This window comes from Microcoleus sp. AT9b-C3, assembly GCF_036705485.1.
GTDB lineage: Bacteria > Cyanobacteriota > Cyanobacteriia > Cyanobacteriales > Microcoleaceae > Microcoleus.
On the sequence record NZ_JAUBUR010000003.1, the window covers coordinates 59,939 to 80,946 of the forward strand.

At 43.9% G+C, this 21,008-nt stretch carries 18 protein-coding genes and 2 pseudogenes; 11 read left to right on the forward strand and 9 right to left on the reverse strand.

Annotated elements, in window-relative coordinates; all coding sequences use genetic code 11:
* Positions 1 to 22: 22 nt before the first annotated feature.
* From speA to QUB77_RS03740, 3 genes are all read right to left on the reverse strand, one after another.
* Complete coding sequence (gene speA / locus QUB77_RS03730) at positions 23 to 2,032, reverse strand: biosynthetic arginine decarboxylase (protein WP_333170203.1); 2,010 nt, start codon at positions 2,030 to 2,032, stop codon at positions 23 to 25.
* A 310-nt stretch (positions 2,033 to 2,342) separates the two neighbouring features.
* A complete protein-coding gene (locus QUB77_RS03735; protein ID WP_333170202.1) occupies positions 2,343 to 3,491 on the reverse strand; it encodes a helix-turn-helix domain-containing protein in 1,149 nt (382 codons plus the stop codon).
* A 277-nt stretch (positions 3,492 to 3,768) separates the two neighbouring features.
* Positions 3,769 to 4,359 (reverse strand): DUF3611 family protein, encoded by a 591-nt coding sequence (locus QUB77_RS03740; protein ID WP_333170201.1) that lies wholly within the window; start codon positions 4,357 to 4,359, stop codon positions 3,769 to 3,771.
* A 167-nt stretch (positions 4,360 to 4,526) separates the two neighbouring features.
* On the opposite strand from QUB77_RS03740, the gene QUB77_RS03745 reads away from it, so the two are divergent.
* The 3 genes from QUB77_RS03745 to QUB77_RS03755 all read left to right on the forward strand — a co-directional run bounded on the left by QUB77_RS03745 (position 4,527) and on the right by QUB77_RS03755 (position 5,876).
* Entirely contained in the window at positions 4,527 to 4,697 is a 171-nt protein-coding gene (locus tag QUB77_RS03745; protein WP_172186391.1) for a hypothetical protein, read from the forward strand.
* 353 nt (positions 4,698 to 5,050) lie between these two features.
* The gene (locus QUB77_RS03750) at positions 5,051 to 5,344 is read left to right on the forward strand and encodes a hypothetical protein (protein WP_333170200.1); all 294 of its coding nucleotides are present in this window, start codon (positions 5,051 to 5,053) and stop codon (positions 5,342 to 5,344) included.
* Between the two features lie 103 nt (positions 5,345 to 5,447).
* Positions 5,448 to 5,876, forward strand: a complete 429-nt coding sequence (locus QUB77_RS03755) for a heavy metal-responsive transcriptional regulator (RefSeq protein ID WP_333170199.1) — start codon at positions 5,448 to 5,450, stop codon at positions 5,874 to 5,876.
* A 433-nt stretch (positions 5,877 to 6,309) separates the two neighbouring features.
* On the opposite strand, the gene QUB77_RS03760 is transcribed toward QUB77_RS03755, so the two are convergent.
* The gene (locus QUB77_RS03760; protein WP_333170198.1) at positions 6,310 to 7,233 is read right to left on the reverse strand and encodes a fused MFS/spermidine synthase; all 924 of its coding nucleotides are present in this window, start codon (positions 7,231 to 7,233) and stop codon (positions 6,310 to 6,312) included.
* Between the two features lie 241 nt (positions 7,234 to 7,474).
* Here QUB77_RS03760 and QUB77_RS31655 point away from each other — a divergent pair.
* From QUB77_RS31655 to QUB77_RS03780, 5 genes and pseudogenes are all read left to right on the forward strand, one after another.
* Positions 7,475 to 7,646: pseudogene (locus tag QUB77_RS31655) on the forward strand (transposase family protein); the annotation flags it as partial.
* Between the two features lie 93 nt (positions 7,647 to 7,739).
* Positions 7,740 to 7,856 (forward strand): annotated as a pseudogene (locus tag QUB77_RS31660) (ISAs1 family transposase); the annotation flags it as partial.
* A gap of 214 nt (positions 7,857 to 8,070) precedes the next feature.
* Positions 8,071 to 8,721, forward strand: coding sequence for a type II toxin-antitoxin system antitoxin SocA domain-containing protein (locus QUB77_RS03770; protein ID WP_333170196.1), 651 nt, complete (start codon positions 8,071 to 8,073; stop codon positions 8,719 to 8,721).
* Between the two features lie 120 nt (positions 8,722 to 8,841).
* Positions 8,842 to 9,171, forward strand: a complete 330-nt coding sequence (locus QUB77_RS03775) for a hypothetical protein (RefSeq protein WP_333170195.1) — start codon at positions 8,842 to 8,844, stop codon at positions 9,169 to 9,171.
* Positions 9,156 to 9,395: a DUF2283 domain-containing protein gene (locus QUB77_RS03780; RefSeq protein WP_332981686.1), complete on the forward strand. Its 240-nt coding sequence runs from the start codon at positions 9,156 to 9,158 to the stop codon at positions 9,393 to 9,395. The genes QUB77_RS03775 and QUB77_RS03780 overlap by 16 nt, the downstream gene beginning before the upstream one ends.
* A gap of 153 nt (positions 9,396 to 9,548) precedes the next feature.
* Here QUB77_RS03780 and QUB77_RS03785 read toward each other — a convergent pair whose 3' ends face one another.
* The 4 genes from QUB77_RS03785 to QUB77_RS03800 all read right to left on the reverse strand — a co-directional run bounded on the left by QUB77_RS03785 (position 9,549) and on the right by QUB77_RS03800 (position 16,114).
* A complete protein-coding gene (locus tag QUB77_RS03785; RefSeq protein WP_333170194.1) occupies positions 9,549 to 11,303 on the reverse strand; it encodes a GTPase in 1,755 nt (584 codons plus the stop codon).
* The gene (locus tag QUB77_RS03790) at positions 11,278 to 13,836 is read right to left on the reverse strand and encodes a GTPase (RefSeq protein ID WP_333170193.1); all 2,559 of its coding nucleotides are present in this window, start codon (positions 13,834 to 13,836) and stop codon (positions 11,278 to 11,280) included. Before QUB77_RS03790 ends, QUB77_RS03785 begins: the two co-directional genes overlap by 26 nt.
* Before the next feature lie 6 nt (positions 13,837 to 13,842).
* Positions 13,843 to 14,637, reverse strand: a complete 795-nt coding sequence (locus QUB77_RS03795; protein WP_333170192.1) for a hypothetical protein — start codon at positions 14,635 to 14,637, stop codon at positions 13,843 to 13,845.
* A 181-nt stretch (positions 14,638 to 14,818) separates the two neighbouring features.
* Positions 14,819 to 16,114 (reverse strand): hypothetical protein, encoded by a 1,296-nt coding sequence (locus tag QUB77_RS03800; RefSeq protein WP_333170191.1) that lies wholly within the window; start codon positions 16,112 to 16,114, stop codon positions 14,819 to 14,821.
* Between the two features lie 215 nt (positions 16,115 to 16,329).
* Here QUB77_RS03800 and QUB77_RS03805 point away from each other — a divergent pair, with 215 nt between their 5' ends.
* The 3 genes from QUB77_RS03805 to QUB77_RS03815 all read left to right on the forward strand — a co-directional run bounded on the left by QUB77_RS03805 (position 16,330) and on the right by QUB77_RS03815 (position 19,589).
* Entirely contained in the window at positions 16,330 to 17,739 is a 1,410-nt protein-coding gene (locus QUB77_RS03805; RefSeq protein ID WP_333170190.1) for an NB-ARC domain-containing protein, read from the forward strand.
* Positions 17,736 to 18,521 carry an exodeoxyribonuclease III gene (gene xth, locus QUB77_RS03810; protein ID WP_333170189.1) on the forward strand — a complete coding sequence of 262 codons (786 nt, stop codon included), beginning with the start codon at positions 17,736 to 17,738 and terminating at the stop codon, positions 18,519 to 18,521. The genes QUB77_RS03805 and xth overlap by 4 nt, the downstream gene beginning before the upstream one ends.
* Positions 18,522 to 18,713: 192 nt before the next feature.
* A complete protein-coding gene (locus QUB77_RS03815; RefSeq protein ID WP_333170188.1) occupies positions 18,714 to 19,589 on the forward strand; it encodes an SDR family oxidoreductase in 876 nt (291 codons plus the stop codon).
* 102 nt (positions 19,590 to 19,691) lie between these two features.
* Here QUB77_RS03815 and QUB77_RS03820 read toward each other — a convergent pair whose 3' ends face one another.
* Positions 19,692 to 20,813, reverse strand: a complete 1,122-nt coding sequence (locus QUB77_RS03820) for an EAL domain-containing protein (RefSeq protein ID WP_333170187.1) — start codon at positions 20,811 to 20,813, stop codon at positions 19,692 to 19,694.
* Positions 20,814 to 21,008 lie beyond the last annotated feature (195 nt).

Here is a 21,008-nt window from a genome sequence, read left to right on the forward strand (position 1 = left end):
TGCGCAGTGCGCACCCTACATTTTAAGACTGAAGATAAGTATATTGGCTCAGACTCCGCTCGTAATTTTGCAGCAAAAGTTGGGCCTCGGAAAGAGTAATTTTATTTTGCTGCAAAGCTGCTTCTGTCTGACGGCGGATGCTTTCAACCAAATTTTCTGAATCGTACTGTACGTAGCTGAGAACTTCTTTCATAGTGTCTCCTTTCACAACGTGTTCGATATGATAGCCAGAAGGTGTTAGCTGAATGTGAACTGCATTTGCATCGCCGAATAAGTTGTGAAGGTTGCCCATAATTTCTTGATAAGCACCTCCCAAAAATAGCGCCAAATAGTAAGGTTCTCCAGCTTTGAGAGTATGCAGTTCCAAAACCGACTTCACATCTCGCAAATCGATGAATTGGTCGATTTTGCCGTCGCTGTCGCAGGTAATATCGGCTAAAATACCGCGTTGAGTTGGTTCTTCTTCGAGTCGGTTAATTGGCATAATTGGGAATAATTGGTTAATTGCCCAACTGTCCGGTACTGACTGGAAAACAGATAAGTTGATGTAATAAATGGACGCCATCACCTTTTCTAAGTCTTCCAAATCGTCCGACACGTAGTCTTTTTGCCGCGCGATCGCCTGTATTTTATCGCAGCAAGCCCAGTACAACTGTTCGGTTTTCGCCCGTTCGGCAATTCCCAAATAACCTAAGTTAAATAAACTGACTGCTTCTTCCTTGAATTGGATAGCATCGTGATAAACTTCTTGGTAATTTTCGGGACTGATAGATTGGTAAATTTCGTAGAGATTGCGCGGAATTTGGTGGGCGTTTTCGTCTACTGGTTCGGGTACTTCTCTGGGGACATCGCTAGTACCGAGTACGTCAAAAACTAACACTGATTGGTGAGAAGCGATCGCCCGCCCGCTTTCGCTAATGATAATTGGAACCGGGATTTTGCGCTCGTCGCAGGCATCTTTCACTCCCGCTACTACGTCGTTAGCGTAGTTTTGCATATTGTAGTTTTTGGAAGCATGAAAGTTGGTTTTAGAGCCGTCGTAGTCAACGCCGAGTCCGCCGCCTACATCCAAATAGTTCATATTAGCTCCCAATTTAGCTAATTCTACATAAATGTGGCTGGCTTCTCGAATGGCGTCTTTGATAACACTAATTGAGGAAATTTGAGAGCCGATGTGGAAGTGTAGTAACTGCAAACAATCGAGCATTCCAGCTTTTTCTAGTTCGCCGACTGCACGGATAATTTCAGGAATTGTCAAGCCAAATTTTGCCCGATCGCCCGTGGAACCTCCCCAGCGGCCAACGCCTTTGGTAGTGAGTTTTGCTCGCACTCCCAAAATCGGTTTAATGCCCAATGCTTTGCTCGCGGCGATTGCGAGCTCAACTTCCTCTATTTGCTCCAGCACAATTACGGAAGTTTGCCCTAGCCGCTGCGCCAAAATAGCAGTTTCGATGTATTCGCGGTCTTTGTAACCGTTACAAATTAACAAAGCGCCTGGGTTTTTTAAGGTGGCCAAAGCTATCATTAATTCCGGTTTAGAGCCGGCTTCGAGCCCGAAGTGATGGGGTTGACCGAAACGCACCAAATCTTCAATTAATTGTCGGTGCTGGTTGCATTTTACTGGAAAGACACCGCGATAGACATTTTTGTAATTGTACCGAGCGATCGCTCTGGCAAAACAAGAATTTAATCGCTCGATCCGGTCTTCCAAAATATCAGAAAATCGAATCAGCAGGGGCAAAGCCAAATTTCGCTGTTTGAGAGAGTCTACCAGTTCGCACAAGTCAAGGGAACCGCCGCGATCGCCCTTGGGAGACACTGTAACGTGACCGGCTGCATTGATCGAAAAATACGGTTCGCCCCAACCTTGAATTCGGTAGAGTTTCTCACTATCTTCTATCGTCCAAGATTTTTGTGGCAGTGGAGCCACCGTTACCAAAGCACTGTCTGGTGCCGCCAAACTCGTGGCTGTTGGCGAGTGAGTCGATAGGGGATCGAGATCGGAGAAAGCAGCGGTGGCTGGGGAACTCATCTTATCTGAAACCTCTTTGAGGAGTGGTCAAATAGATAGTTTATCGCACATATCGGGTTTCCTGATGCAGTTGAAAAATCACTTTGGGTACACAGGCTGGCGATTTTAGATTTTAGATTTTAGATTTTAGATTTTAGATTTGACTCTACAGATGGATCAAGGTGGGGGATTGAACTACAATCTCAACCGTAATTGCTCTGCTGGACTTATTTCTTCAAGCAAGTATCCGTATGTAGGTGAATTCGGAAACCAGGTTTCCGAATTCACCTGCACCAAGAGAGTGGTCGGACGATCGATCGCCCGACACACACTAACCAAAAATCACCTCCGGCGGCGCCATGTCAGCCCCCATAATCATTCCCCCGGTGTTAGACTTCTTCAAGCCCGGTTGAGGTGCTTTTTCTGGGGTCTTCTGAGCCGGTGCAACTGAGGCGGGCGGTGTCACCTGCGTTGGAGGTACTGCCTGTGCTCCTGGCACCACGGGTTGCTGCGACAGCCAACCCAAACCCCCGACAGCCCCAGCCATCAAAGCGGTGTAGCCGATGTACAAATGCACCGGACGCATTTGAAAGCCTTCGCCTGACTCGGAGTCGGAAACAGACACAGACATACTGGGAATTGGAGTCGGAGCGGGTTTGGGCAAAGCATTCGCCATAGCGCTACCGTCTAGTCCCAAGGCGTCGCCGAGTCTGCGGATAAAACCTCTAACGTAAATATCTTGAGGCAGTTTGTCAATTTCCCCATTTTCGATCGATTCGATGTGGTGCAGCGGCACGAGAGTTTGACTGTGGAGTTGTTGGAGGGATAGGGAGCGAATTTGCCGTCCCTTACGCAATTCTCCACCCAACTCCCGCAGGCACTCTTCTCGCTGTTGAACTGCTATTGCTGCTTCTTCTTCCTTGGTGAGTTTTTTTGGCTTCTTGGGAAAACCGAACCCTGGGAAGGATTTTCCGGGGACAGTGACAGTCGCAGGTGCAGCCGACTCGACTTTAATTTCGTCTTGGGGCGCTTGTTTGCTGTCTTCAGAAGTGTCAGTGTCTCGATCGGAATTTTCTGTTTCGGACTCGGTGTGGGGCGGCGCTTCCACACTAGCGCTGCGCCAATAGAAGACAGGAACAGCTACTGGTGGCTCCAATTCTTGAATTTCTGTCACCGTTTCAATGGCGGGACTTACAGCAGTAAAACTCTCTTGGGGTACTTGCGGTTCAATTTTGTTTTGTTTGGGGAATCGATCGAATGCGAGCTTGACGGCTTCTCTGCTAACTGCTCTAATTAAAATTTCGGCAGCGGAAGCTGCTTCGCCCAACATTGTTTGCAAGCTAGCTAGAGCGTGGCTATAGGTGTCGCTACAGACGAGTTCAGCTTCTATTTGACCTAGGACAGAACGAAAACTTTCTTGAGAAATTTCAATAGTTGGGTGATCTGTCACCCCAAAATAAGCCTCGGGTTTCAGTGCCATGATATTCATATTGTCTTGGTAGAAGGTATCTGAGTACGTTCTTCGACAGGTTGGCAGTGATTCCGGATGTCGGTTGGGGGAGAGTGGGGCATCGGGCATCGGGCATCGGGCATCGGGCATCGGGCATCGGGCATCGGCCTTCCCAGGGCATTAGTAGGCCCTCACAAATAACCAATAACTAATAACCAATAACTAATAACCAATTCTCACTCATGCCCATGCCCTGCGCGGGCCAATTCCCAGGGAATGCCCATGCCCCATGCCCAATTCCCCAGGACTATTGTTTGTGGATGCGATCGAGCAACCAAAGAGATCCGAAAATCCCGACAAAGTGGGCAACAGTGGCGTGAGTATTGGCGAGTACCACAAATATATCTAGGGGCTGAATAAATCGGCCCACATCGACTGCGGCACCGAACAAGGCTTGCGGCTGAGCTAGAGATTTGGCTAAGAGAGTGCCGCTGATGGCTTCTGCGCCGATCAGCGTCAGCACCATTCCTGACAAGTTGCTCATCAGTGCCAGCCGCACCTCTTTGATGGTGTCTGCTTTTTTGGGGCGGACTGCGTTACCGGGCGATCGCAGTTGTCTCGACAAACGGGTGAAGCGGAAAGAGCGATATACGCTGTAAGCGAGTACGGCTAGCCCGCAAATGGCAAAAAATACGCCGCCGCCGGTGCCGGCACTGGTTGAACCGGCAGCGGCGCTAGCCCTGGGGAGCGCGAAGGGGATGGCAAAGAGCAAAATGATCGCCGCTACCACCCCTAGCACTATCTGTACCCAGAAGCAAACCCAGCCTGTTGTACGAAGGGCAAAGGCCACTCGCTGTGCGGCGATAGGAAGCTTATCGTTATCTAACTGATTAGTCATATTTTGAGCGGGTATAATTAATTGGCATTAGTTGGCAGCACTTTTTTCTCTTCGGGGACGGTTGACGGCGGTTAACCCTCTTTATAATAGAAGTAGCAATGTTTAAGATTTGTAACTAACATTGAATTTCACATTTGAATAGCGTCGATCGCCAGGTACCCAAAGCAATGACACAACTACAACCCACCGTCACTCCCAAACTGGAACAGCCAAAGTTTGGCTTCAACAGCTACGCAGAACGCCTTAACGGTCGAGCCGCGATGATCGGTTTTTCTCTAACTTTAATTATCGAGTATGTCACAGGCCAGGGCTTGCTGTCCTGGTTAGGTCTCAACTAATTTTAGCAATGGCGCGGTCAGCCTTACACTTTGTCTTGACTCGAACGGCCGCGGGTGTGACTTCTGCTGACCGCGACAATTTCGGGAATTGATTAAAATATTAATTAGAAACAAGCCCAGCGACTTCTCTGTCGAGAGAGTTCTGTTCCCGAATGCAATAGCTGGCTTTTGGAGGTATATATGGGGTGGAATTTTGATTTGACTAGCTTGGCAATTTTGCCTCGCTCCCGTACAATTCCCCACAGGCGAGAAGATGAATTTAGGTGAAGCTAGTCTTTGAGCTAGAAATCCTGATCGTTCCGCCAACTCTAAGTTTTAGAGCTTGTAAATAAATATAGAAAGAGTAAAACCAAATGAATGCTTCGTGGACGCGACTTTTGAGGTCAGCTTACCGTAGAGAACCAATTACCAGCTTTGTTGTGACAGTGGGCGTTGTCGATGCAGCCATCGGCAGCATGGGTGCGAGTGGCTCTTTATTGGCTTTTGGGCTGGGTACTGCTGGGGTGGCGATGGCTCTCCGCTGGTGGCAATTTTACCGCTCTGGAGCCGAACAAACCGCACCTGCTCCCGAATACTATCTTCCTCCTCAGTCTTCTAGACCTCAGTTGCCCGTGCTTAATGTGTCTAAAAAAAATCCTCCTTATTAAGATTACGCGGCAATGGTGACTGGGCGAGGTGCCGATCGACTCCCTGAATCTGAGGCACTAAAAGATAGGGCAAGAAAGTCTTTCGATCTTGGATGCTTGGTTTATGAATATTTCTGTTGCCGAGAAACTTTACAAAATTGGCTCTGTAGCTGCCTGTAGTGGTTTGTCGGTGAAAACTGTTCGTTACTATGAGGAGATGGGCTTGCTGTCTCCTGCGGTAAAGCGATCGCCTGCGGGTTATCGCTTGTTTGGCGAAACGGTATTTAACAGGTTGGCGTTTATTAAACGCTCTCAGACTCTGGGTTTGAGCCTTCAGGAGATTAAGGATATTTTACAAGTTCGCGATCGGGGAGAGTTGCCTTGCTCTGAAGCGAAGCAGCATCTAACGGCTAAGGTAGAGGAAATTTCTGTGCAAATTGCGGCCTTAGAAACTTTGAAGGGGGAGTTGCAAGGCATTCTCAACTGCTGGCAAGAGGAACCCTCGCAGGCGAGCATTACTAGCACGATTTGTCCGAACATTCAGCGGGATTGAGCGGCAGAAAGATACAAAAAAAGGGAAGGAATTATCGGTTTCCTTCCCTTGGTGGTTTTGTTGGTGGTTTTGTCGATCGTGTTGAGCTTTTAACTGTTTTCGCAGAGTTTGCTGTTGCTTTTTGAGTTGCCGAGCTCTGGCTGAGCCGCCTTTACCTTTGGAGTTTCTACCCTCGCTGCGAGGAGACTCCCAACTTTTTAGTCTCATGTTTTTCATTGTATGCACTACTTCTATACTACACCGCTAGATTTTCACTGTCAAGTATTTTTTAGACTGATGTTTTCTAGTATCAACTTTTGACTGATGGGGATTTGCTACAGACATAGGGATGCTGGGCTCATAAACACCCTACGGCGCGATGGTACCCCGATAAGCACCCTACAATTAGAGTTTTTTGTCGGATTCCGTTAACAGCGCTAATTGTGTATATTTATCAGTCCAAATATCCGGCGGGTATTTCAGCATCTGTAAAAATTGGCAGTGTTTCCCAAATTTTCACCCATTCCGGCAATTGGGCTACTTTTTTTAGCTGCAGCGACATTTCTATTAAGGAAAATCCTAAATTGTGGAAATCTTGAATAAGTTCGGCTTTCAAGAAAATTTCATTTTTAGCTAAATCGGGAGCATTAGTCGCAATGACAACGCTGTTGCCGGTTTCTAAATTGCATATATAAACTTGTGCGAACACAGTTTGAATTGTTTTCACCGCTGCCGCATTAAACTCTTCTTTGTGGAACAGGTGGGCAACTAGAGTACCTGCGCTTGACAAGCGAGTTTTGCACAGTTGGTAAAATTCTTGTGTCACCAATTTATAGGGCATATAGCCGCTGCCAAAACCAGCATCCACGATAATTATATCGTTTTTTACTGTGGAATCTTGTTGGGCTAGATATTCGCGCCCGTCTTGAATGACTACTTTGAGTCTGTCGTCGAATTGAATGCCAAAAAAATTTTGAGCTACTGCGACTATTTTTTGGTCAATATCTGTACATTGGACTATCGCGTTAGAGAAATAGTGGTGAAAAAATCTGGGGAGGGTGCCGCCACCAAATCCGATTACATAGATTTTTTTTGGGTGAGTTTTCCAGACTAATGCTAGCAACACGGATCGGGAATAGGGAAAGATTAAATTTAGTGGATTGTTGAGGTCTAGGATTGATTGAGCTACATTTGTGATTAAGGTTTCTCTGTCTGCTAAAAGCAGTAGTAGCACTGAGTTTATTTTTTTTACGGCGATGCAGTTGTCGCCGGAGTTTTGTTGAAATATGATGCCGTCTGGCTGTTGCTGAAGCCAATTGATTTGTTGGTGAAGAGCTGCTAAATTGCTAGTTGGTCGATCGCCTTTATAATCAGTCATACGATTTTAGATTTTAGATTTTAGATTCAGGGTAAACGTATCTTAACTTTAACCCCAAATATGCTACAGTTATATGTGACTATTTTTTTGTGTAGTTTATTCTAGTTCATGAGTGTTATCAATGGCAAGAGGTTTTAGTAAAACTGTAACTTCCCAACAAAAACCAATAAATTTATTGTCTCCATTGAATATTTCAACTGCCATTTTTTTAAAATATTTTGCCACTTTGAACGGCCCACAAATAGAAAGAAGTAAAGAACATTTGCTCAAAGATATTAGATCGAGTGCGATTCTAGCTATCATCAGCGGTGCCGACGGATGGGTGGCAATAGAAGCCTATGGCAGGGCCAAATATGAATGGTTAAAAAGCTTTCTAGAATTACCGAATTGTATACCATCTCATGACAGGTTTAGTCTCCTTATTTGCCTGAATTGAACCGCAGCATTTTCAAGAATGTTTTTTGAGTTGGGTAAATGCGATAGTCGGGGAATTATAACTAAACGTGATTGCCATTGATGGCAAAACAATGAAACTATCTTATGACCGAAATGACCAGCAAAAAGTGCTACATATAGTCACTGCATGGTCTTCATCTGATCAATTAGTGTTAGGCAAAAAAAAGAGATAAAAAATTTAATGAGCTAGATGAGTATGAATCCGTAGAAGGGCGGCTGAGTGTGTCGCAGTTACTTTGAATAATTCATGTAGGGGCGATTCCCTACGGGATAGCTGCGCCGCGCGTGCTTTTTGACAATTTGGGATGTAAGGGCGATCGCTATTAGGTCATTATTCCGCACTGTTTGCTACAATTATTTAAGTCAGCTTTAAGGACTGCCATGACTCAAGCTAACTCAATAACAAATGAAGCTCAAATAACTGTAAGTTCTCCTGAAGCTCAAATAACTGTAAGTTCTCCGGTATGGCAAAGAGTTGAGCAAATTGCCGGAGAATTTAACTTGTCAGTTTATGAACTATTGGAACAGATAGCCGAAGGCAAAATGAAAGTTGTTGCGGTTCCAACTAATTCAGAAAAACTGAGCGATCGAGATATTGCAAATGCTTTCATTTGGTTAGCCGCGCAAACTGATGTAGCAATCAACGTCTACAAGCTACACAAACTCGTGTATTACGCTCAAGCTTGGTATTTAGGAGTTTACGGCAAGCCACTATTTGATGCAGATTTTCAAGCAGGGATTCACGGGCCGGTTATTCCTGATTTATTAGAAAAGTATCAACGCCAATTTAGTTGGGAACCAATTACAGAGAAAATCGAACAACCAAAACTTCCCCAAAAAGTTGGGCAATTTCTCGAAGAAGTTGCGGAGGCATATTTTGAGTATGATGATGAAACTTTGGAACGAATGATTTGCAGTGAAATGCCTTGGCTGGAAGCGAGAGGGGATTTGCCGAGAGACGAATCTTGTCATGCCATTATTTCTCAAGAATCGATGAAAAAATATTATTCGGGCCGTTTTTTCTCTAAATAATCTAAGTGAGGGGCGATCGCGCTTTTTGACAAATTGGGATGTAAGGGCGAGCGCTAAACTTGTCAGGTAATTATGGTAATCTAAAAGTTAGGTAACTAGGACTGGCAAGAATGGAGGAATGTGACAACACAATTTTTCTGTCCATATCTCAATAGCGAGGTTGAACTCACTGAAGAGCGAGAACTACATATTGTCGATACACATCCCGATTTGCTACCATCTTATCAGGAAAGAATTGCTAAAACTCTAGCTGACCCAGATGAGGTTCGATGTGATTTACGTTTCGGCAATACTCTTCTATTTTCACAGCAGTATGGTAAGGGTCGCAAGGGTAGGTATGTTGTAGTAGCTGTGGTGAATGATACAGATCCCAGAGAGCGCTATTGGATCGTGACAGCTTACTTAACAAAAAATGTTACCCAAGGAGAGATAATATGGCAGAAAAACTAACTTTTAAATACGATGCTATTGGGGATATTTTGTACGTCAATAAATGTTCGCCTTATGCAGAGCAAGAATCGCAAGAACTAGAATATGGAATTGTGGCTCGTCTCAATCCTGACACGGAGGAAATTGAAAATCTGGAAGTTATGTTTTTCTCAAAGCGGTTGCGAGAGAGTAATGTATTTGAATTACCGATTGTGGGTGAGTTGCACTTGAGTCAGAAGGTTTAAAAAAGAATGGATTAGGTCTGTCTAAAATAGTGTATTCTCAACCGAAACGGCACGAAGGCTTGGGATTTTCGTGGCTTTTTTGAAAAACACTGGCGAGGGGCGATCGCGCTTTTGGACAAGTTGGGATGTAAGGGCGATCGGGCTTTTTCAGCTTCAAGTATTCGGATTAACTGTTGCCTTCGTGATGTACTGGATAATCACGTCAAAATCCTTACGGATGTCTGCCAGTTGTTTTACCCAGGTATTTGAAGCAGAAATCGCTTCCTCTCCCTCCTGACGAGCGGCTGCAATTTTCTTCTCAATCTCTCCGTAAACCTGTTGCTCAAATTCAAATAGCTGTATTTCAAGTTGATTTTCCAAATCTTTTGCTATTGGTTGAAACTGACTGGTAATATCACGACGGACATCAGACATTTGCCTTTCTCGCTCATGTTCCTGTTGCATTTGTAAAATATCTACTCCTACCGAAACAATTGCTAGAGCAGGCCCAAGGAATTTAGCAGCATTGCCGATGTTTTTGGCCATACCAACCGCCTGCCAAGGCTTAAACTTAAAGCCGACAAATTTTCCCACAGCCACAACACCTTGATGTAGACCGCTTCCTACTACATCTCTAGAACGTAGAAAGCCTTGTCCCGCGGTCTGTGCAAAACCCCTCGTTGCCAAATTAGTCAGCTCCACTCCGGCCGTCTCACCAATTTTTTTAAACCAGTTAACTTGGTCTTTAAGTCGCTCCACATCCATACCAGAACCAGGATTTTGGGCTGATATATTTTGATTTTTATCTAGGCAAGCAACAAAACTCTTGACTAGATCACCTTCTAGAACTTTTTCAACTTCCTGCTGGATATCCTCAACTGCTACATTAACAGCTTCTTGCAGTTTGGTTTCTGCTTTCTCATAGTGCTTCTGCACGTTGAGTTCAGTTTGTTTATTAAGCCTTTCAAAGTTCGGATCGCTACCTACTGCTGCGGCAAGAGTGTTACCTTCGCTAGCAACTCCTGAAGCCATCTCTAGGGCTATATTTTTAACCTTGGTTCGCAGGCGATCGCGCTCTTTACGCACGGTGCGAGATAACCGTGTTAGCACTTCAAAAAAAGTAGAATCTTCGCTAGAGTTGCGAGTAAAGCTCAACTGAGCATCATCAACACAGCTAAGGGCAATTCGGACTGGTGTATCAAAACGAGCAAGGGAGCCACGACGCTCTATAAACTGATTGAGCGCATCAATAAAAGTTGGAAATCGGCTGATTTCCGTCAGAAAATCATCGTTAGCATCAATGCCTTCACAATAATCTTTGGCATCGATAAAGCAAATCGGAAATTCATCGAGACTGTAAGGCTTCAGTGCATCGGCAAGACTTTGGCGGTAGTTAGCAATCTTTTGCTCTTCTTCTCCTGCTTCATCAGACATTTTATTGATAACCAGCATCATTTTCCAGCGATAGCCTTTTTCATAGGCTAACTTCTTGAAATTCTCTGCTGTCAATGAGTCAAAGAGCATATAGGTGAGGCAAAAAACTAGCAAGTCAGATTTGTTGATCGCTTCATAAGTAGTTTCATCGTGATCTTGGCGGTCTGTAAAAAGTCCAGGCGTATCAATTAACTTGATATTGTTCCAGTCATAATTGGTAGTTTTATCAGTAGCAATATCAGCATCAATGCGGATATCGCGCCGCCCTGTCATGGCAGAAATGATGGTTGATTTCCCTGCACTATACTGCCCCACAAAAGCTACTCCTAGAATCCCCTGATCTCGATACTCTTTTAATTCATCGCCCAGTTTTTTACGGATAGCTGTTAGTTCGGGTGTGTTTCCCTGAGCTAGTAAGTTGTCAAAATTTACTAGCGTTTTCGTGAAATATCCAGCAACATCAGCAGCTTTAAATTTCGGGTTGTTCTGAGTCATGGTAGTTTAGTTTTTTTTGGGAAGATTCGAGATTGCTAAATGAAATATCCTCTTGAAGGATGTGTTTAATATCCTCTAGGGATTTTTTTAGTCGTTGAACTTTAGATTTTGTGACAATCTTCATGCTACGTCCGAAATCTCTTTCGACTCTAGCAATGGTTTGGTTGATGCACTTATCTGTTAGAGTTTCCTGTTGTTCAGTAGACCAGTCAATGATTCGCTTTGCATAAGCACGATTTAGATAATTTGCTGTCCATGATAACTTGTTTTTTGCTTTTTCAAGCTGAGTCGCGATCGCTTCTAGCCCTGCAATCAATTCTTCAAAATAGATGTTGATGTTCGTGGTTACGGAATCAGAATACTTACCAAATTCCCTGTGAGCCTGCTGTAGAGTCTTTTGCCTCTGAGTGTTGAGCTGACTTTTTAATGAAGTTGAGATATTTATAACAGCCTCGCGTCGCTTTTCATCTTTGGATTTAAAAAGTCCTGTCATCATGCTAACAACAGTAGTTCCTATCCCTATAAAAATCCCAACAGGAGCGGCTACGAATAATGCTATAATAGTTCCTGCTATCCCTAGAATGCCTCCACCAATTCGCACAAAATCTCGAAAATTGTTTGAATCCTGCTCAGGAAAGTTGAAATCGCTACTACCAAGCTCAGATATTAGCTGTAATTCATTTCCTATTTCCTCCAGAACTTCCTGAACTTCCTTATTGAATTTTTTGCTAGTATCTTCATAAGCTATCTTTAAGCGTTTCTCAAATCGAAGTGCTTTTAACTTTGTTTCCCATCCCAGCTTCATGGCAACTTCGTTACAGTTCCAATGATCTTCTGCAAAAGATGGAACAGCTTCTATAGCATCTTGAAAAATCCTCTCGATTTGTTGCCGTAAAGAGTCTTTAGCATCCTTAGCTGCTTTTTGGATGTCCTTTTGGATTCCCTCGCGCTTATTTTTCAGAGTTCCTGTCAATTTTTCATAGACTAAAGCTTGTTGATTCACCCATTTATTAGGATGATCAATTGCACCTACGGTAGAACCAAGCAGAGTTTGAGAGCGCCGAATTACGCCATGATTAACCAGAGATACACGAATTAAATCAAGAAAATCCTGCATCCGACTTGCCTTAAAAAGCTCCTCTTTCTTCTTTTCGTGTTCGGGCTCGCGGGAAAGCTGCGCCGCCAGCAACATCACAGGAACAATCTTGAAGTAGTCATTAGCATAATGCTCTTGGGCGTAGCGACGGATACGTTCAATGTGTCCACCTAGCCCACTTTGACCCTCCATATCAAACACTTTATTGGGGTTCTTTAAGAAATGCTCCAGCCATCGAGAATCGCGTAAGTTCTTCTTGACATTCAGTAGAATAATTAATGGCTTTGCTTTTTCTTTTAATAACTGCAAGAAACGAAACTCACTCTCTTGGATACTGTCATTTGTCACCACATAACAAATCACATCTGACTCGTCGATAATACTTTTAGCAATTTCTTCGTCACTTTGGCCACCCGGAGCACCAATCCCAGGGGTATCAATGATACGAATATTCTTCCACTCGTACACCCGATTAAACCGAGTTGTGCGCTGCTTTCCTACACCGATCGCATCCCATCCATCATCAGTAACGATGGCGTGAAGAGTGCTTTTTCCTGCCTTAGTCCTGCCCATAAATGTGATGCTGAAATGATTGAGAGCGCGTTCCTTGGCACGAAGTGACTCCCGTACATTCTCAATTTCTTTAATAATGTCGGCACTTAGAGCATTTCTAGTATCCTCAAGTTGCTTGGCGACTTCCTTAGCAGTGGTAGCTTGACCTTTACCACCTGTTTTATATTTGATGTCTTCGATAGCCACTTGAATATTTTTTTCCAAATTAGCAAGGGCTGATAGAGCTCTTTGAAGTTCCAATTTTGCAAATTTGTAATCTTCCTCAGCGATGACTGCACACAGACGAATCGCCTCATCATATTCTGGCCCCGTTAACAGGATTTCTCGTCGCAGTTGCTCAACTGTTTGCTCACTCCCAGTGAGCTTTGCTACATTATCTACCAATGCCCGTGAAAGGAGAGAATCAGCCCCTGTAAGGAAACGCGCACCGAAAGAGACTTTCTGTTGTTGGTTGTGTTCGCCTATAAATCGGGTATCAGTGAAGGCTCCTGCTTCTGCCAACTGTCGCTGTACTTCTCCTGTGGGCCAGTTCCAAATCCGTGCTACTTGTTCCGCCATCTGGCGTTCTAATGCTGAACAGAAACCGTCAACATAGGCGATCGCCAACATTTGCGACATGGCCTCACTTTGCTCACCGGGCGACACTTTCCGAGCTAAATCCTCTACAGAAAGCTGGTTTTCGTCTTGAGCCAGAATTTTTTCCATCTCAGCGAGAGTGCGTTGAGAAGCGCCGATATGCGTTGCTAGTTCGCGTAGTGCTTTCGACTCTTCACTATGAATCTGCTGATCCGCACATACCATGTGCGTGACTAATAGGAATGGGTAGTTTAGGTGCTCGGTGGTTTTTGAGATTAGGTCAGACATATTAACTTATTTAATATTTGGTAATTGCAAAGTTAATTGGTAATTTTGATCTAGGTTAGAAGGTAAGCCTATTTTAGAAAAGAACTCATTAGAGAAGTTTACAGAAGATTCCACAGCCCACTTAGCACAACCATATCCCAGACACTGGTGCGGGAAGAAAAGGCTTCCTTCTCGTGTCATTGGGTTAATTGTTTGGATTCTACTTTCTAGCTTTTTCCTGAGTTTCTCATTCAAGGTATCTTTATACTTTTCTCCAGTTCCAATCCACTCAGGCTTATAATGGATGAGAGCGTTGCGAAGTAGAATTAGATAATCAACATCTTGGTAGGGAGCTTTTCCGGTATCGAACAGATCTTTGCCCGCTAAAGTAAGAGCAATTTGAAACTTTTGTAGTACAGAAGGTTTAAGATCATCTAATGGACTATAAGTTTTGGCGCCTTTGGTCGTATTTGGTGGCTTAATTTCAAGTTTCCACATTCTAGTCATCAATGCTATGACATTATGATCTAAACCATTTGAATAAACGCCATCTGCTACATCCGTAAACAATTCGTTGATTGTAGCCTCAAGATAGGAGACTGTAGTAATTATGGAGCCTATTACATAGGATCTATGTTCATCAAACACCTCGGATGAATCTTTGCTGTCATCATACTTCTCTTCTATTTCATAACTTAACTTTGCAAAGTGAGCTGCTGCTTTAATATGGCTAAATGATAATTTATGACTCAATTCAAGATCAATAATGCTTGCGTTAGAGTGATCTGTGTTCAGACTTGCACTTAGAGGAATGTCAGTCATAGCTGTTTTATGAGTAGTATTAAGTATAGTATAGATTATTACCTAAATAAAAAATCTTGTCAAGCCATAGAAAGTCATATTTAGTAGGTTGTTTATATCCCAACTAGGTCATAAAAAATCACATTTATTTGGTTGCCACTGCAAAAGTCGTTTACTGAATTATTTTTAGCTTGTTCTTGGTTTATTTATCTGTACTATCTAAACGTTCTTGGAGAGGAACTTTATCCATTACATTCTGGAACTGAGGACAATATACTTTTGTAGCCGCTCCTTGTATCTCTAGTTCTACCACAAATAAATCTAGATTTTCTCGCTCACTCATAGTTCCGTTTTGTATAGAGTTCATATGTCTATTCAGTTGTCTATCGTTGTAGGCACGGAATAATGTTTCTTTACTAATACCTTTTGATAAGTCACTGCAATACTCTAGACCATATTTTTTGGCTCTCTCGAAGGTATAGGCTTCAAACATTTTTTTGTAACCTTCTTGTTGGGATTTTTTCGGGTAGCTATCAAAGGAAGCATATACTTCACTTTTAAACTTCGCATCTTTATTGAAATATATCCCAGTAACTATTCCTAGCGCTATCAATAGAATAGCGATTGTCAGAGTTTGTTTCTTTTTTATCAAATAATTATTGTCTGTGATAAAAACTAAACTTTGTTCATACAGTTTACTGATTATTGGCTGACTAAACAATGTTGTTTGGAGAAAGTTTAAAGCTGACTGAGCTAGTTGTTTTTGCGTATTTTTGTCTGGAATCGTCACTTTAAAACCTGAAGCTTGATTATTCACGCTTAATTTCGCTGGGCTTGATGTCAATTGTACTTGCGCTATCTCAAATTCTCGATTCCAAGCTGGAAAATCCTCACCCGCCTGCTGCCCGTAAACCTTCACAGATGCGATCGCCCCCGCCTTCAAATTCGTCAACTCCCTGCGGACAATCCTAACAGCCGCTTCCTCATCGGGAACCCGATCGCCCTCCAGCATCACCTGTAAACAACCATCTTGCAAACTCGCAGTCGCACTAATCCCCTTATTTTGCAACGGCAGATTTAACAGAGATGCGATCGCCTCCACATCGCCAAGCTTAGCCCGTTCCTTCAAACTAAGCTGACTTGACTCCGTATTTTCACTAGAACTTGCCCGCACCTCTGTAACATCCGTAACAGGCAACTTTTGCCCCGCCACTTCAAACTCTTGACTCCACGCCGGCACCTTCGCGCCCGTCTGTCGCCCGTAAACCTTCACTTTCTCAATCGATGCAGCCCCCAAACCAGCGATCGACTTACTCACCCACGGGGCCAAGACTTGCTGACTAGGCGCTTCTGCCGCTTCCAGCATCACCTGTAAACAACCATCCTTAAGGGAAGCTGCGGCGGTGATACCCTTGGCTTGTAGCTGACGGTTCAGCAGAAGCGCGATCGCCTTTGCGTCTCCCTGTTTCGCGAGTTCCAGAATATTCGGTTGTGTCATAACAGGTAGATACAACTAGCGCTGAGCCTAACATTTTCTGCTTTAAGTATAAATTATTTCCTAATTGCCAAAATTTTTCAAGCCATATAAAGTCATATTTAGTAGTTTTTTCCATCCCAACTAAGTCATAAAAAGTCACATTTAGTTGGTTGCTACTAAAAAAGTCATATTTAGTTGGGTTACAATCAAATCAACCCCTTGCATATGCGTGACTGATGGACGTTGAAGAAGCCTTAAAATTTACAGACCATCTAGCTTTAACTACTACAGGAAAACACTTAGATAGTCTGCAAAAAGCTATACTGCGCGGCGCTTGGAACAATCAAAAATATAAAGAAATTGCACAGGAACACCACCGTTCAGAAAAATATGTTAAAGAAGTTGGCTTCAAATTGTGGAAAATTATCTCAAGTGCATTAGATGATGAGCAATTATGTAAAGCCAATTTTAGAGCTAAACTGGAAAATTTACAAGCTTCTAATATTGTCTCACTCGTCGGGAATGGCTGCATCCATATTGGCAACATCTCGGCTGAAAATGTGCACTCCCCAGAAGTCTCACAACCTGAACCGCAAGACAAGGATAAATTTAACGAAAAAACAAGCAATTCCGAACCTAAAGTACATTTAGACTTAGGCGACGCACCAGAACCCAACCTATTCTATAACCGCACATCCGAACTCACCACCCTCAAACAGTGGATTTTGGAAAACCGCACCCGCCTCATCGCCATTTTAGGCTTATCCGGTATTGGCAAAACCGCCCTGACTCTCCAACTAATCCCACAAATTCAACACGAATTCGATCGCATCATCTGGCGAAGTCTCCACAACGCGCCACCCCTGGCGTCACTTCAAACCGACTTAATTAAATTCTGTAGGGGCGGTGTGCCCGTGCCCGCCCCCTATCCCGAAGAAAGGGCAACCACGGGGGGATTGCCCCTACTAGAATATTTACGATCGCACCGCTGTCTGATCATCCTCGATGATGTGCAAACAATCTTCAGCAGCCAACAACTCGCAGGAAATTACCAACCAGGATATGAAAATTACGGCGCATTCTTTAAACAACTAACAGAATCATCCCACAACAGTTGCTTAATCCTCCTGAGTTGGGAAAAACCCAGAGAAATAGCCACCTTAGAAGGCGAAAACCGCCCCTGCAAATCTCTGCAACTCAAAGGTTTAGGCGCCGAAGCACAAGAAATATTCAGAGAAAAAGGTTTAGGAGAACCGGAGAAATGGTCAGAACTAATCGACCTTTACCGAGGCAATCCCTTATGGTTAAATATAGTTGCCACATTGATTCAAGACTTATTCGGCGGTAGCGTTTCGGAATTCCTCTCCTATGATACCCTATTCTTAGGTGACTTAGAATCACTCCTGCACCAGCAGTGCGATCGCCTAACCGCATCCGAACAACAGGCTATGGGTTGGCTAGCAAGTACCCCCGAACCAGCCGACATCTCAAAAATACCAGAAAACCTGCAATTATCACGGGCAGAACTATTAAATGTCATGCAATCTTTAGGACGACGGTCATTAGTTGAAACACTACAACAAAATGGGCGATCGCACTTTACGATCGCGCCAGTAATCAGAGAGTATATAACCAACAAAAAATGAAAATCGCCACTTGGAACGTCAACTCAATCCGCACCCGCCTAGAACACGTTACTAGCTGGTTGCAAACAAACTCCCCAGACGTTCTCTGCCTCCAAGAAACCAAAGTAACAGACAAAGACTTCCCCCTAGAACCCTTCATCAACCTCGGCTACAACTGCTACATTTCCGGTCAAAAATCCTACAACGGCGTCGCCATTCTCAGCCGATCGCCCATGTCGGAAATCAGCACCGGATTTGCCCCCCTTCTCTGCCACGAAACCACAGGTATTTTTGACGAACAAAAACGCCTAATAGCCGGGGTTATAGACGATATTTGCATTATTTGCGTATACGTTCCCAACGGTTCCGAAGTTGGCAGCGAGAAATATGAGTACAAACTAAAGTGGCTCAAACTGCTGCAAGAATACCTCAAAATCGCACTAGACAAATCCCCTAAATTGTGCATTTGCGGCGACTTCAACATCGTCCCGGACGATCGAGATATCCACAATCCCAAAGCCAATGCTAACTCCGTCGGCCTATCAGTAGCCGAGCGCCTCGCACTAACAGAAATCATAGAATTAGGATTAAACGACCCCTTTCGGAAATTCACATCAGAAGGCGGTCATTATAGCTGGTGGGACTACCGGGCCGCCGCATTTCCCCGCAACAACGGCTGGAGAATCGACCACCATTATCTCAGCCCTCCCCTGTACGAACAAGCAAAAAACTGTACAATAGATATTGCTCCCAGAAAATTAATCAAACCCAGCGACCACGCCCCCGTAATTGTCGAAATTTGACTTATGAGTTATAAATAAAACGAAGGCAAAAGAAACCCGGTTTCTACCCTAAATCTTAGGTCGCTCAACCATAAATTTAAGAAACCGGGTTTCTAAAAGCCCTTGCAGAAAATTGCTTCTGGAATCCGTTAAATCCGTTACAAAATCCGTTGCCGAACTTCCTTTGTTAATAACAACCAACAACTAAAAATCATGTTCTTAGTAACCGGAGCAACAGGCGCACTAGGCCGCCGAATTGTACGAGAAATCCGACAGCAAGAGAAGCCTGTCCGCGCATTCGTTCGCCTCGCATCTCGCTACTCAGAACTAGATAACCGAGGCGCCGAGATTTTTATCGGCGACTTGAAACAAGACAAAGATATTAAAAAAGCCTGCCAAGGAGTGCAATACATCATCAGCAGCCACGGCACCGGCGGCGACGTTCAAGCAGTACACTACCGCGCTAACATAGAATTGATCGACTGCGCCAAAGAAGCCGGAGTGCAGCACTTTGTCTTTATTTCTGTACTGGGAGTCGATCGAGGATACGAAGATTCCGCAGTATTCAAAGCCAAGCGAGAAGTAGAAAAATACCTGCAAAATAGCGGCTTGAATTATACAATCTTGCGGCCTGCCGGTTTTGCTTCCAGCTTGTTACCCCTAGCAGAAAGATTTCGAGAAACCGGACTTTACCTGCTGATTGGCGACGGCAAAAACCGCACCTCTGTTGTCAGTACCGACGACTTAGCTCATATTGCCGCAGACTCCCCAACAGTCGAAGGCGCCCGCAACCAAATTCTGCGAGTCGGTGGCCCGGATGTGCTGACAAGAGACGACATTCCCCGCATTTTTGGACGCTTATTCAATCGCGAACCGATGGTAATCAACCCGCCACTGGTTGTGTTTGACGGTTTGAGAAATGCGTTGGGTTTATTGAATCCTCAAGCTCAAAAAGACTTAGGAACTTTGCGCGTATTGCTGGGTAACGAGTATTTCTGCACTCCCGAAGAAGTGCAAAGCTTGGAATCAATTTACGGCATGAGAATGGAGTCCTTAGAAAGCTTTCTGCGGCGCAATTTGAGCGTTTAAAATGCTAGTTATTCTCGTTACCAGGCTCTGCCTGGTAATGAATATCCGGAGGCTCTGCCTGCGAACGACCAAATTTAGCGCCAAATCGCAACTGAAAACCCTTTAAGCAGAAATAGGTAGTGGTTCAGCACCAATATAGCTCGTAACTGCGATCGGCGGAGAAGTCGGCTTAGCAATCAAATAACCTTGAACAAAAGTTGCTCCCCGTTCCCGCACCCACTCTAACTCCTCCAAAGTTTCCACACCTTCGGCAACAGTTTTAATTTCTAATTGATTGGCAATTTCTAACATCTTTTCCGTAATTAGTGCCTTATAATAATCTTGAGCGACGTTGCGAATCAATTGCATATCCAACTTAATAAAATCTGGACGCAGTTGGTGCATCAAATTTAAATTAGAAGAACCGCTGCCAAAATCGTCCAGGGCAATTAAAAATCCCGCTTCTCGGTAAAACCTCAGAATCTTAATCAAGTGATCGATATCAGGAGGGTGCTGAGATTCCGCTACTTCAAAAACAATATTGCTGTGAGGAATTCCCGCTTCATCAATAGCCTGTACTGTTCTTCGCAGGCACGTAGCGGGATCGTAAACTGAAGTGGGAGAAAAATTAATAAAAAGTAGTTCTTTGATATCGTAAACATGGGCTTCGCGGATAGCGCGAGTCCGGGCTAAAACATCTAGTTGAAAAATTAGGCCTGCGGATTCTGCTTGGGCAAAAATCCGACCCGGATAAATTAAGTTTCCTTGCTGGTCAATTCCTCGGAGCAGCGCTTCCTGGGCAAAAATTTTAGAAGTATCTGAGGTATAAACAATAGGCTGAAAATGTGTAGTAATGCGTTCTTCGGACAATAAATCTAACAGCCAATCAGAGTTACTCAAATTAATAAAAGAGTCTAAGGAAGTGCTGCGATAAAAATCGCTAAGTTGTGGCTGTTCAACTTCGCACATCCACAAAACTTTTGTCTCTTTCAACTCTTGAGCTGTCAGCACCGATGATGCTAGGGCGTTAAACTTTTGTTTTGCTATTCCCTCAAGCATAATGTACAAACACTTGCTCTCTTCTAACAGCCGGAATTCAAGTTCAGCCTTGGTTAGTGCAGAAATAACCTTGGTCAGCGTGTGCGATACTGGAAACCATAGGTATAGACCTCCCCTGCCCTCTATTTTGGCGGGTAATGTTTCGCAGCGAGAGCAGGAGCCGAAGGCTTTGCCACTTATTTGCATTGGAATATCCTCCGGTTTTTGGGTCAATTTTAGACACCATAACAATTAGGTCTTATTATAAGCTCACTCAGCTATTAATTCATCTATCTCAAGATGTAAATCTTAATAAACTTGTATTTAACTATTATTGCAGTATTTATACTTGCCTCCGGTTTTAAACCTTGGTCAAAGTTCTCAGCATTGAGCAAGTACGTG

What these genes read in the sequence shown, in the direction of transcription:
- QUB77_RS03780 (WP_332981686.1), top strand. Translation starts at nt 9,156, where the DNA reads ATGGCAGAAAAACTAACTTTTAAATACGATGCTATTGGGGATATTTTG.
- QUB77_RS03785 (WP_333170194.1), bottom strand. Translation starts at nt 11,303, where the DNA reads ATGACTCAGAACAACCCGAAATTTAAAGCTGCTGATGTTGCTGGATAT.
- QUB77_RS03760 (WP_333170198.1), bottom strand. Translation starts at nt 7,233, where the DNA reads ATGACTGATTATAAAGGCGATCGACCAACTAGCAATTTAGCAGCTCTT.
- xth (WP_333170189.1), top strand. Translation starts at nt 17,736, where the DNA reads ATGAAAATCGCCACTTGGAACGTCAACTCAATCCGCACCCGCCTAGAA.
- QUB77_RS03755 (WP_333170199.1), top strand. Translation starts at nt 5,448, where the DNA reads ATGAATATTTCTGTTGCCGAGAAACTTTACAAAATTGGCTCTGTAGCT.
- QUB77_RS03805 (WP_333170190.1), top strand. Translation starts at nt 16,330, where the DNA reads ATGGACGTTGAAGAAGCCTTAAAATTTACAGACCATCTAGCTTTAACT.
- QUB77_RS03800 (WP_333170191.1), bottom strand. Translation starts at nt 16,114, where the DNA reads ATGACACAACCGAATATTCTGGAACTCGCGAAACAGGGAGACGCAAAG.
- QUB77_RS03740 (WP_333170201.1), bottom strand. Translation starts at nt 4,359, where the DNA reads ATGACTAATCAGTTAGATAACGATAAGCTTCCTATCGCCGCACAGCGA.
- QUB77_RS03815 (WP_333170188.1), top strand. Translation starts at nt 18,714, where the DNA reads ATGTTCTTAGTAACCGGAGCAACAGGCGCACTAGGCCGCCGAATTGTA.
- QUB77_RS03795 (WP_333170192.1), bottom strand. Translation starts at nt 14,637, where the DNA reads ATGACTGACATTCCTCTAAGTGCAAGTCTGAACACAGATCACTCTAAC.
- QUB77_RS03790 (WP_333170193.1), bottom strand. Translation starts at nt 13,836, where the DNA reads ATGTCTGACCTAATCTCAAAAACCACCGAGCACCTAAACTACCCATTC.
- QUB77_RS03770 (WP_333170196.1), top strand. Translation starts at nt 8,071, where the DNA reads ATGACTCAAGCTAACTCAATAACAAATGAAGCTCAAATAACTGTAAGT.
- QUB77_RS03745 (WP_172186391.1), top strand. Translation starts at nt 4,527, where the DNA reads ATGACACAACTACAACCCACCGTCACTCCCAAACTGGAACAGCCAAAG.
- QUB77_RS03750 (WP_333170200.1), top strand. Translation starts at nt 5,051, where the DNA reads ATGAATGCTTCGTGGACGCGACTTTTGAGGTCAGCTTACCGTAGAGAA.
- QUB77_RS03735 (WP_333170202.1), bottom strand. Translation starts at nt 3,491, where the DNA reads ATGGCACTGAAACCCGAGGCTTATTTTGGGGTGACAGATCACCCAACT.
- speA (WP_333170203.1), bottom strand. Translation starts at nt 2,032, where the DNA reads ATGAGTTCCCCAGCCACCGCTGCTTTCTCCGATCTCGATCCCCTATCG.
- QUB77_RS03820 (WP_333170187.1), bottom strand. Translation starts at nt 20,813, where the DNA reads ATGCAAATAAGTGGCAAAGCCTTCGGCTCCTGCTCTCGCTGCGAAACA.